At 61.6% G+C, this 11,138-nt stretch carries 8 protein-coding genes and 1 pseudogene; 8 read left to right on the forward strand and 1 reads right to left on the reverse strand.

The window, feature by feature from the left end; genetic code table 11:
- On the forward strand, window positions 1-1,930 hold a 1,930-nt coding region (gene fusA / locus APH30_RS23570), incomplete at its 5' end, for an elongation factor G (RefSeq protein WP_054913918.1).
- A 107-nt stretch (window positions 1,931-2,037) separates the two neighbouring features.
- On the opposite strand, the gene APH30_RS23575 is transcribed toward fusA, so the two are convergent.
- Window positions 2,038-3,480 (reverse strand): SulP family inorganic anion transporter, encoded by a 1,443-nt coding sequence (locus tag APH30_RS23575; protein ID WP_054904921.1) that lies wholly within the window; start codon window positions 3,478-3,480, stop codon window positions 2,038-2,040.
- A 268-nt stretch (window positions 3,481-3,748) separates the two neighbouring features.
- Between APH30_RS23575 and APH30_RS23580 the strand changes: the two genes are divergently transcribed.
- The 7 genes and pseudogenes from APH30_RS23580 to APH30_RS23610 all read left to right on the forward strand — a co-directional run.
- On the forward strand, window positions 3,749-4,513 hold the full coding sequence (locus APH30_RS23580) for a secretin N-terminal domain-containing protein (protein WP_177333782.1): 765 nt from the start codon (window positions 3,749-3,751) through the stop codon (window positions 4,511-4,513).
- A gap of 490 nt (window positions 4,514-5,003) precedes the next feature.
- A complete protein-coding gene (aceA, locus tag APH30_RS23585) occupies window positions 5,004-6,329 on the forward strand; it encodes an isocitrate lyase (RefSeq protein WP_054913919.1) in 1,326 nt (441 codons plus the stop codon).
- Window positions 6,330-7,202: 873 nt separating this feature from the next.
- Complete coding sequence (locus APH30_RS23590) at window positions 7,203-7,616, forward strand: NADH-quinone oxidoreductase subunit A (RefSeq protein WP_003251427.1); 414 nt, start codon at window positions 7,203-7,205, stop codon at window positions 7,614-7,616.
- A gap of 9 nt (window positions 7,617-7,625) precedes the next feature.
- On the forward strand, window positions 7,626-8,303 hold the full coding sequence (locus APH30_RS23595) for an NADH-quinone oxidoreductase subunit B family protein (RefSeq protein WP_003251429.1): 678 nt from the start codon (window positions 7,626-7,628) through the stop codon (window positions 8,301-8,303).
- A 79-nt stretch (window positions 8,304-8,382) separates the two neighbouring features.
- Window positions 8,383-10,164 (forward strand): NADH-quinone oxidoreductase subunit C/D, encoded by a 1,782-nt coding sequence (nuoC, locus tag APH30_RS23600; RefSeq protein ID WP_029886628.1) that lies wholly within the window; start codon window positions 8,383-8,385, stop codon window positions 10,162-10,164.
- Window positions 10,165-10,166: 2 nt separating this feature from the next.
- The gene (gene nuoE, locus APH30_RS23605; protein ID WP_054913920.1) at window positions 10,167-10,664 is read left to right on the forward strand and encodes an NADH-quinone oxidoreductase subunit NuoE; all 498 of its coding nucleotides are present in this window, start codon (window positions 10,167-10,169) and stop codon (window positions 10,662-10,664) included.
- Window positions 10,661-11,138: pseudogene (locus APH30_RS23610) on the forward strand (NADH-quinone oxidoreductase subunit F); the annotation flags it as partial. The gene nuoE and the pseudogene APH30_RS23610, both read left to right, overlap by 4 nt.

Raw genomic sequence — 11,138 nt, forward strand, 5'->3', positions numbered from 1 at the left:
CACCATCACCTCGGCGGCGACCACGGCCTTCTGGCAAGGCTCGACCAAGCAGTTCGCCGACAAGTACCGGTTCAACATCATCGACACCCCCGGCCACGTCGACTTCACCATCGAAGTGGAACGTTCGCTGCGCGTACTCGATGGTGCCGTGGTGGTCTTCAGCGGCGCCGACGGCGTCGAGCCCCAGTCCGAAACGGTCTGGCGCCAGGCCAACAAGTACCACGTGCCGCGCCTGGCCTACATCAACAAGATGGATCGCCAGGGCGCCGACTTCCTGCGGGTGGTCAAACAGATCGACCAGCGCCTGGGCCACCACCCGGTGCCGATCCAGCTGGCCATTGGCAGTGAAGAGCATTTCATCGGCCAGATCGACCTAGTGAAGATGAAAGCTATCTACTGGAACGATGCCGATAACGGCACCAGCTATCGCGAAGAAGAGATACCTGCCGAGCTCAAGGCGCTGGCCGATGAATGGCGCGCGAAGATGGTGGAGGCCGCGGCTGAGGCCGATGACGAACTGACCGAGAAGTTTCTCGAGGGCGAAGAGCTGAGCATCGAAGAAATCAAGGCCGGCCTGCGCAAACGCACCCTGAACAACGAAATCGTACCCACCATCCTCGGCTCCTCGTTCAAGAACAAGGGCGTGCCGCTGATGCTCGATGCGGTGATCGATTACCTGCCTGCCCCGTCGGAAATCCCGGCAATCAAGGGCACCGACCCCGACGACGAAAACAAGCACCTGGAACGCCATGCCGACGACAAGGAGCCGTTCTCGGCCCTGGCCTTCAAGATCGCCACCGACCCGTTCGTCGGCACCCTGACCTTCGCCCGGGTGTACTCCGGGGTGCTCAGCTCCGGCAATGCCGTGCTCAACTCGGTCAAGGGCAAGAAAGAGCGCATCGGCCGCATGGTGCAGATGCACGCCAACCAGCGCGCGGAGATCAAGGACGTGTGCGCCGGCGACATCGCTGCCCTCATCGGCATGAAGGACGTGACCACCGGCGACACCCTGTGCGACATGGACAAGCCAATCATCCTGGAACGCATGGACTTCCCCGACCCGGTGATTTCCGTGGCCGTGGAACCGAAAACCAAGGCCGACCAGGAAAAAATGGGCATCGCCCTGGGCAAACTGGCCCAGGAAGACCCTTCATTCCGCGTGCGCACCGACGAAGAAACCGGCCAGACCATCATCTCCGGCATGGGCGAGTTGCACCTGGACATCATCGTCGACCGCATGCGCCGTGAATTCAACGTCGAGGCCAATATCGGCAAGCCGCAGGTGGCCTACCGCGAGAAAATCCGCAACACCTGCGAGATCGAGGGCCGCTTCGTCCGCCAGTCCGGCGGCCGCGGCCAGTACGGTCATTGCTGGATCCGCTTCGCCCCCGGTGACGAAGGCAAGGAAGGCCTGGAGTTCGTCAACGAGATCGTCGGCGGCGTGGTGCCACGCGAATACATCCCGGCGATCCAGAAAGGTATCGAAGAACAGATGAAGAACGGCGTGCTGGCCGGCTACCCGCTGATCAACCTGAAGGCAGCGGTGTATGACGGCTCGTACCACGATGTGGACTCCAACGAGATGGCCTACAAGATCGCAGCGTCGATGGCCACCAAGCAACTGTCGCAAAAAGGCGGCGCGGTACTGCTGGAGCCGGTGATGAAGGTGGAGGTGGTCACCCCCGAGGAATACCAGGGCGATATCCTGGGCGACCTGAGCCGGCGCCGGGGCATGATCCAGGACGGCGACGAAACCCCGGCAGGCAAGGTGATCCGCGCCGAGGTGCCGCTGGGCGAAATGTTCGGCTACGCCACCTCGATGCGCTCGATGACCCAAGGCCGGGCCAGCTTCTCGATGGAGTTCACCCGCTATGCCGAGGCCCCAGCCAGCATCGCCGATGGCATCGTCAAGAAGAACCGCGGGGAGTGATTCATTCGCCTGTACCGGCCTCTTCGCGGGCATGCCCGCTCCCACTGGGACAGCGCCTGTGGGAGCGGGCATGCCCGCGAAGAGGCCAGCACAGACAATAACCTTTCTCAGTGCTGCTCCCCTGCCCGCTTCAACAGCTTCTTGCACCGCTCCGACAGATGCACCACGCGCAGGTGCTTGCCCGCCTTGGCATAACGCTCACGCAAGGTCTGCAGTGCGGCAACCGCCGAGTAATCGACAAAGCTCAGGTGCTGGCAGTCCAGCGTGACCTGGGCCGGGTCGCTGGCAGCATCGAACTGGTCGAGAAATGAAGTGGTCGAGGCGAAGAACAACGTGCCATGGACCTGATAGCGTTTGCTGCCATCGGCGTCTTCATGGCTGTCGGCGTACAACTCCCGGGCATGCTGCCAGGCAAAGTTCAGCGCCGCGATCACGATGCCGAACAGCACTGCCATGGCCAGGTCGGTAAACACCGTGACCACGGTCACCGCGATGATCGCCAGCACATCGTTGACCGGCACCTTGTGCAACACCCGCAAGGACGCCCAGGCAAAGGTCTGCTGGGCCACCACGAACATCACGCCAACCAGCGCCGCCAGGGGAATACGCTCGATCAAAGGCGACAGGAACAACACGAACAGCAGAATCATCACCCCGGCTACCACACCCGACAGCCGGCCACGGCCATTGGAGCTCAGGTTGATCACCGTTTGCCCGATCATTGCGCAACCCCCCATGCCACCGCACAGGCCCGACACCATGTTCGCGGCGCCCAATGCCACGCACTCGCGGTCCGGGTAGCCGCGGCTTTCGGTGATTTCGTCGGTCAGGTTCAGCGTGAGCAGGGTTTCCAGCAGGCCGACCATGGCCATCAGCACCGCGTACGGGGCGATGATCTTGAGGGTTTCCAGGTTCCACGGCACATCCGGCAGCGCCAGCCCCGGCAAGCCGCCAGCGATGTGCGCCATGTCACCCAGGGTGCGGGTGGGCAGGCCGAGCAGGTACACCAGCAGGCCAACGCCAAGAATCGCCACCAGTGCCGGCGGTACGGCGCGGGTGAGCTTCGGCAACAGGTAGACCACCGCCATGGTCAGCGCCACCAGGCCGATCATCAGGTACAAAGGCGTGCCACTGAGCCAGTGCTCACCGTTTTTGAAATGCTCCAGCTGGGCCATTGCAATGACAATGGCCAGGCCGTTGACGAAGCCCAGCATGACCGGGTACGGCACCAGGCGCACCAGCTTGCCCAGGCGCAGCAGGCCGAACAGAATCATCACCACCCCGCCCAGCAGCACCGTTGCCAGCAGGTATTGCGCGCCGTGCTGCACCACCAGCGCCACGATCACCACCGCCATCGAGCCGGCAGCCCCGGAAATCATGCCCGGCCGACCGCCGAACAGTGCGGTCAAGGTGCAAATGATGAACGCACCGTACAGGCCCATCAGCGGGTTGAGGTGGGCCACCAGGGCAAAGGCGATGCACTCGGGCACCAAGGCGAACGAAGTGGTCAGGCCGGCGAGCAGGTCGGCGCGTAGTCGGGTGTGTTTCATGGGCATCCTGTAATTAGCCGGACAACAGCCTGGGGCACCTGTACGGCCTTTAGAGCGGGCAAAAATCGAAGGCGGGATGTTACGGAATTTGTCTGAAAGCAGCCACCGCGCAATGTAGCCGAAGGGCTCTCAGGCTCCCTGGCACGGCCTGTGGAGGGCGATTATCTGCAATTATCTGGCTGACTATAATTTATAGTTTCCTGGATAAAGCCAGGATAAAAGGCAGTTTTTGATGTGCATCCAGCACAGGCAGGACGCCTTTGCCATCATGGCAACCCCACCTGCGGAGATCATGGACATGCCGCTACGCCCCCTATGCGCCGCCCTGCTGCTGGCCGCCAGCCTCACCGCCCAGGCCGCCACCGAGGTATTGCCGCTGCAGCACCGCAGCAGTGCCGAACTGCTGCCTGCCGCACAGGCATTCATCGCCAAAGACGGCACGGTCAGCGCCTTCGAGAACAAGCTGATCGTCAACGCCAGCCCCGAGCGCATCGACGACCTGCGTGCCTTGCTGCAGCAGCTGGATACCGCGCCCAAGCGCCTGCTGATCAGCGTTGACAACAATGACAGCAACTTCCAGGACAATCGGGGCAACGGCCAGGTCATTCGCTACGGCACCAGCAACCGCGACGGTGGCATGCAGCAAGTTCAGGCCAGCGAAGGCCAGCCAGCACTCATCCAGGTTGGCCAGAGCATCCCGGTTACCAGCACCAGCACCGACGGCTACGGGCGCCTCCAGAGCAACACCGAATACCGCAACGTGACCCAAGGTTTTTATGTAACCCCAAGCGTGAGCGGCGATACGGTCCGCCTGCAAATCAGCAGCAATAATGACCGCATCGGCAACGAACGTGCAGATGTAGTGAAAGTGCAAAGCACCGACACAACCATCACCGGCAAGCTCGGCGAGTGGCTCACACTGGCAGGCTACAACCAGCAGAGCCAAGCCGAGCGCAGCCCCGCCAACCGCATTTACAGCACCCAGCGCGGTGAGAACATGACTGTGCGGGTAAAAGTCGACCTTCTGGACTGATCCCAGGCAATTCAAGGCCTCGACCAAAGGCCTTGAAACTGACTGACAAGTCGTATTAGACCAAAGATGTAGTAAGCACAAAAAACCACTACAAAACATTTGACAGGGTGTTTTTCCCAAGGGCATGATGGCCTCGCTCCCGCTAATCAGGGGCCCTGGCAAGGGCCTTCGAGGCGCGCTCCTCCCACCCCCGGAGGCGCCTTGTGTCTATACGGCCCACAAGGCGGTTCGACGGGATTGCGACTGCAACGAAGAAGTTGTCCCGAGGGACGGAAGCGCATCACCGCAGTACTGGCAATCGCGTAGCACCGCAGTTAGGCATCCACGAGCCGACCTGCCGGGGCGCCCTTCGCCTGGCCTGCACTCTCCTTCCCCTTCGAGCCTTCGCGTTCGCCGCCGCAGACCTGCGAACAGGACAGCCGCCAGGCACCTGATCTGCTCCGAGCATCAGCACAATTAACTCAAGATCGATGCGACGAGGTTTATTTCCATGGCACTGACACGCGAACAGCAAATTGCAGCCCTCGAGAAAGACTGGGCCGAGAACCCGCGCTGGAAAGGCGTGACCCGTACCTACACCGCCGCTGATGTCGTTCGCCTGCGTGGCTCCGTGCAACCCGAGCACACCTTTGCCCGCCAGGGTGCAGAGAAACTGTGGAAGCTGGTCACCGAAGGTGCCCACCCGTCCTTCCGCCCTGAGAAAGACTTCGTCAACTGCATGGGCGCCCTGACCGGCGGCCAGGCAGTCCAGCAGGTAAAAGCCGGCATCCAGGCTATCTACCTGTCCGGCTGGCAGGTTGCCGCCGACAACAACTCGGCCGAGTCCATGTACCCGGACCAGTCGCTGTACCCGGTCGACTCGGTACCCACCGTGGTCAAGCGCATCAACAATGCGTTCCGCCGCGCTGACCAGATCCAGTGGAAAGCGGGCAAGAACCCGGGCGACGACGGCTACATCGACTACTTCGCCCCGATCGTGGCCGACGCCGAAGCCGGTTTTGGCGGTGTGCTGAACGCCTACGAGCTGATGAAGAACATGATCGAAGCAGGCGCCGCCGGTGTGCACTTCGAAGACCAGCTGGCCTCGGTGAAAAAGTGCGGCCACATGGGTGGCAAGGTACTGGTACCGACCCAGGAAGCCGTGCAGAAGCTGGTGGCCGCGCGCCTGGCTGCTGACGTGTCGGGTGTGCCGACCATTATCCTGGCCCGTACCGACGCCAACGCCGCCGACTTGCTGACCAGCGACTGCGACCCGTACGACCAGCCGTTCGTGATTGGCGAGCGCACCCGTGAAGGCTTCTATAAAGTGCGCGCCGGCCTCGACCAGGCCATCGCCCGCGGCCTGGCCTACGCGCCGTATGCCGACCTGATCTGGTGCGAGACTGCCAAACCGGACCTGGACGAAGCCCGCCGCTTCGCCGAAGCGATCAAGAAGGAGTACCCCGACCAGATCCTGTCGTACAACTGCTCGCCTTCCTTCAACTGGAAGAAGAACCTGGACGACGCCACCATTGCCAAGTTCCAGCGCGAACTGTCGGCCATGGGCTACAAACACCAGTTCATCACCCTGGCCGGCATCCACAATATGTGGCACGGCATGTTCAACCTGGCGCACGACTACGCCCGCAATGACATGACCGCCTATGTGAAGCTGCAGGAGCAGGAATTCGCTGACGCCAGCAAGGGTTACACCTTCGTCGCGCACCAGCAGGAAGTGGGCACTGGCTACTTCGACGACATGACCACTGTTATTCAGGGTGGGGCTTCGTCGGTGACTGCACTGACGGGTTCGACCGAAGAAGAGCAATTCCACTGATAGTGGCTTGCGGTTGAAAGAAGGCCCGGCGCTTGTAAAAGCGCCGGGCCTTTGTTTTTGCCGGTACCGGCCCTTTCGCGGATGAACCCTGTAGGAGCGGCCTTGTGTCGCGAAAGGGGTGCGTAGCGCCCCCGGGATCTGTGCGCCACCGCAAAATTGCCGGGGCCGCTCTGCGGCCCTTTCGCGACACAAAGCCGCTCCTACAGACGAATCGTGCCTATCAGGGGTGCCTCTGTGCTGCATGCCAGTTCAGCTTGCAGGCGATGCGCCGCGCGGGCGGCGCTCGGTCTCACAGGCGCTGCATTCCTTTCGCCATACAAATGGCAGCCCTCACGCGACCCACGCCAGCCCAACAAACCCCACAATCACGTCTATGCTTGTGGCAGCACCGCACCCAGGGCAGCACTGGCCGGCCGCTTCATCAGCCAGTCATGACCCAACCACTAAAGTATTGACCCAGAGCGGTGCAACCGCCGCGCAAAGCTGCTAGAACACGGCCCTTTCGCATTTACAAGTAGGGGGACTCGCCAGATGAACTTTGAAAGGCTCAGAACAGCCCAATTAAATGGCACCAGCCCAAATGATATTAATTATCATTACGAAACTTGTAATTCGTTACCGCTCGCAAGAAACATAATTAACAAAAGCGCACGCAATGCCCGAATTTCAAGGCTTTCAGCCATTTACGCGCTGCTGTTGCACTAAATCCTACGGATAAATTTGCTACAGAAATTTTACTTGCACCAGGTTTACCCATAAAATCAGCGCGATTGATTCAGCTGCGACATTTGGTCACTGCATGTGCGACACCAAGTCGCCGCTCTACACTTATTTCAGACTGCAGAGCTGGGTCTCTGTATAAGGATTTCTAGCATGTCCGATTCGGCAGGACTCATCGCCCACAACTGGGGCTTTGCCATCTTCCTCCTGGGTGTCGTCGGCCTGTGCGCCTTCATGCTCGGCCTGTCCAGCCTGCTCGGTAGCAAGGCATGGGGCCGCGCCAAGAACGAACCCTTCGAATCCGGCATGCTGCCCGTCGGCAGCGCCCGCCTGCGCCTGTCCGCCAAATTCTATCTGGTCGCGATGCTGTTCGTGATCTTCGATATCGAAGCCCTCTTTCTCTTTGCATGGTCTGTGTCCGTCCGCGAAAGCGGCTGGACCGGGTTCGTCGAAGCACTCGTTTTCATAGCAATTCTGTTGGCAGGTCTTGTCTACCTATGGCGCGTCGGGGCACTTGATTGGGCTCCCGAAGGTCGCCGCAAGCGGCAAGCGAAGCTGAAACAATGAGGCTTTGGCATGCAATACAATCTCACCAGAATCGATCCGGATGCGCCCAACGAGCAGTACCCGGTCGGTGAACGGGAAACCGTCACCGATCAACTGCTGGAGGACCAGGTCCACAAGAACATCTTCATGGGCAAGCTCGAAGATGTGCTGCGTGGCGCGGTCAACTGGGGTCGCAAGAACTCACTGTGGCCGTACAACTTCGGCCTGTCCTGCTGCTACGTGGAAATGACCACGGCCTTCACGGCACCCCACGACATCGCCCGCTTCGGCGCCGAAGTCATCCGGGCCTCGCCGCGTCAGGCCGACTTCATGGTCATTGCCGGTACCTGCTTCGTGAAAATGGCGCCGATCATCCAGCGCCTGTACGAGCAGATGCTCGAGCCCAAGTGGGTGATCTCCATGGGGTCGTGCGCCAACTCCGGTGGCATGTACGACATCTACTCGGTCGTTCAGGGGGTCGACAAGTTCCTCCCCGTGGACGTCTATGTGCCTGGCTGCCCGCCACGCCCTGAGGCTTTCCTGCAAGGCTTGATGCTGCTGCAGGAGTCGATCGGCCAAGAACGACGCCCGCTTTCCTGGGTTGTTGGTGATCAAGGTATTTACCGTGCCGAGATGCCAGCCCAGAAAGACTTGCGTCGTGAGCAGCGCATTGCCGTAACCAACCTGCGCAGCCCCGACGAAGTCTGATCCAGCGACCTGCCGCCCGCTCCCCATGGAGCCGGCGGCCTGGCTTCATTCTTAACGTTGACCCAAAGCGACCGAGACCATGACAGCGGACAACGCTATTTTCATTCCGCCCTACAAGGCTGACGACCAGGATGTGGTCGTCGAACTGCACAACCGTTTTGGCGCCGAAGCATTCGTCGCCCAGGAAACCCGCACCGGCATGCCCGTGCTGTGGGTCAAGCGCGCCCAACTCAAGGAAGTGCTGAGCTTCCTGCGTGGCGTGGCCAAGCCGTACAGCATGCTGTACGACCTGCACGGCGTCGACGAACGCCTGCGTACCCAGCGCCGCGGCCTGCCAGCCGCCGACTTCAGCGTGTTCTACCACCTGCTGTCGGTCGAGCGTAACAGCGACGTGATGATCAAGGTGTCGCTCAGCGAAGGCGACCTCAACCTGCCGTCGGTGACCAGCATCTGGCCGAACGCCAACTGGTACGAGCGCGAAGTCTGGGACATGTTCGGCATCGACTTTGCCGGCCACCCGCACCTCAGCCGCATCATGATGCCCCCCACCTGGGAAGGCCACCCGCTGCGCAAGGACTACCCGGCGCGTGCCACCGAGTTCGACCCGTACAGCCTGACCCTGGCCAAGCAGCAGCTCGAAGAGGAATCGGCGCGCTTCAACCCCGAAGCCTGGGGCATGAAGCGTCAGGGCGCCAACGAGGACTACATGTTCCTCAACCTCGGCCCCAACCACCCTTCGGCGCACGGTGCATTCCGCATCGTGCTGCAGCTGGACGGTGAAGAGATCGTCGACTGCGTACCGGACATCGGCTACCACCACCGTGGCGCCGAGAAAATGGCCGAGCGCCAGTCCTGGCACAGCTTCATCCCCTACACCGACCGTATCGACTACCTCGGCGGGGTGATGAACAACCTGCCGTACGTGCTCGCGGTGGAGAAGCTGGCCGGCATCCAGGTGCCGCAGAAGGTCGACGTGATCCGCATCATGCTCGCCGAGTTCTTCCGCATCACCAGCCACCTGCTGTTCCTGGGCACCTATATTCAGGACGTGGGTGCCATGACCCCGGTGTTCTTCACCTTCACCGACCGCCAGCGCGCCTACACCGTGATCGAGGCGATCACCGGTTTCCGCCTGCACCCGGCCTGGTACCGCATCGGTGGCGTCGCCCACGACCTGCCGCGCGGCTGGGACAAGCTGGTCAAGGACTTCGTCGAATGGCTGCCCAAGCGCCTCGACGAGTATACCAAGGCGGCCTTGCAGAACAGCATCCTCAAGGGCCGTACCATCGGCGTCGCTGCCTACAACACCAAGGAAGCACTGGCCTGGGGCACCACCGGTGCCGGCCTGCGCTCCACCGGTTGCGACTTCGACCTGCGCAAAGCCCGCCCTTACTCCGGCTACGAGAACTTCGAGTTCGAAGTACCGCTGGCCCACAACGGCGATGCCTACGATCGCTGCATGGTCCGTGTCGAGGAGATGCGCCAGAGTATCCGCATCATCGACCAGTGCCTGCGCAACATGCCGGAAGGCCCGTACAAGGCGGATCACCCGCTGACCACGCCGCCGCCGAAAGAGCGCACCCTGCAGCACATCGAAACCCTGATCACGCACTTCCTGCAAGTCTCGTGGGGCCCGGTGATGCCGGCCAACGAGTCGTTCCAGATGATCGAGGCGACCAAGGGCATCAACAGTTACTACCTGACGAGCGATGGCGGCACCATGAGCTACCGCACCCGGATCCGTACCCCGAGCTACCCGCACCTGCAGCAGATCCCTTCGGTGATCAAAGGCAGCATGGTCGCCGACCTCATTGCGTACCTGGGCAGTATCGACTTCGTTATGGCTGACGTGGACCGCTAAGCATGAACAACACGCTTATCCAGACAGACCGTTTCGCCCTGAGCGAAACCGAGCGCTCGGCCATCGAGCACGAAATGCATCACTACGAGGACCCGCGCGCGGCGTCCATCGAAGCCCTGAAGATCGTTCAGAAGGAACGCGGCTGGGTGCCGGACGGCGCCATTCACGCCATCGGCGAAGTGCTGGGCATTCCGGCTAGCGACGTCGAAGGTGTAGCCACCTTCTACAGCCAGATCTTCCGCCAGCCAGTCGGCCGCCACATCATCCGCGTGTGCGACAGCATGGTCTGCTACATCGGCGGCCACGAATCGGTGGTAAGCCAGATCCAGAGCGAACTGGGCATCGGCCTTGGCCAGACTACCGCAGACGGCCGCTTCACCCTGCTGCCGGTATGCTGCCTGGGCAACTGCGACAAAGCCCCGGCGCTGATGATCGACGACGACACCTTCGGTGACGTGCAGCCGGCTGGCGTTTCCAAACTGCTGGAGGGTTACGTATGACCATTACTTCCTTCGGCCCGGCCAACCGCATCGCGCGCACGGCCGAAACCCACCCGCTGACCTGGCGCCTGCGTGATGACGGCGAACCGGTTTGGCTGGCCGAGTATGAATCGAAGAACGGCTACGCCGCCGCGCGCAAGGCACTGGCAGACATGTCCGCCGACGATATCGTGCAAAGCGTCAAGGACTCCGGCCTCAAGGGCCGTGGTGGCGCCGGCTTCCCCACCGGGGTGAAGTGGGGCCTGATGCCCAAAGACGAATCCATGAACATCCGCTACCTGCTGTGCAACGCGGACGAAATGGAGCCCAACACCTGGAAGGACCGCATGCTGATGGAGCAACAGCCCCATCTGCTGGTGGAGGGCATGCTGATCAGCGCCCGCGCCCTGAAGGCCTACCGCGGCTACATCTTCCTGCGCGGCGAATACACCACCGCCGCGAAGAACCTCAACCGCGCCATCGATGAAGCCAAGG

This window comes from Pseudomonas sp. NBRC 111127 (assembly GCF_001320345.1).
Lineage (GTDB): Bacteria > Pseudomonadota > Gammaproteobacteria > Pseudomonadales > Pseudomonadaceae > Aquipseudomonas > Aquipseudomonas juntendi.

Bases quoted from the DNA above. Each gene is read 5' to 3' on its own strand.
- APH30_RS23575 (WP_054904921.1), bottom strand. From the start codon at position 3,480: ATGAAACACACCCGACTACGCGCCGACCTGCTCGCCGGCCTGACCACT.
- APH30_RS23580 (WP_177333782.1), top strand. From the start codon at position 3,749: ATGGCAACCCCACCTGCGGAGATCATGGACATGCCGCTACGCCCCCTA.
- aceA (WP_054913919.1), top strand. From the start codon at position 5,004: ATGGCACTGACACGCGAACAGCAAATTGCAGCCCTCGAGAAAGACTGG.
- APH30_RS23590 (WP_003251427.1), top strand. From the start codon at position 7,203: ATGTCCGATTCGGCAGGACTCATCGCCCACAACTGGGGCTTTGCCATC.
- APH30_RS23595 (WP_003251429.1), top strand. From the start codon at position 7,626: ATGCAATACAATCTCACCAGAATCGATCCGGATGCGCCCAACGAGCAG.
- nuoC (WP_029886628.1), top strand. From the start codon at position 8,383: ATGACAGCGGACAACGCTATTTTCATTCCGCCCTACAAGGCTGACGAC.
- nuoE (WP_054913920.1), top strand. From the start codon at position 10,167: ATGAACAACACGCTTATCCAGACAGACCGTTTCGCCCTGAGCGAAACC.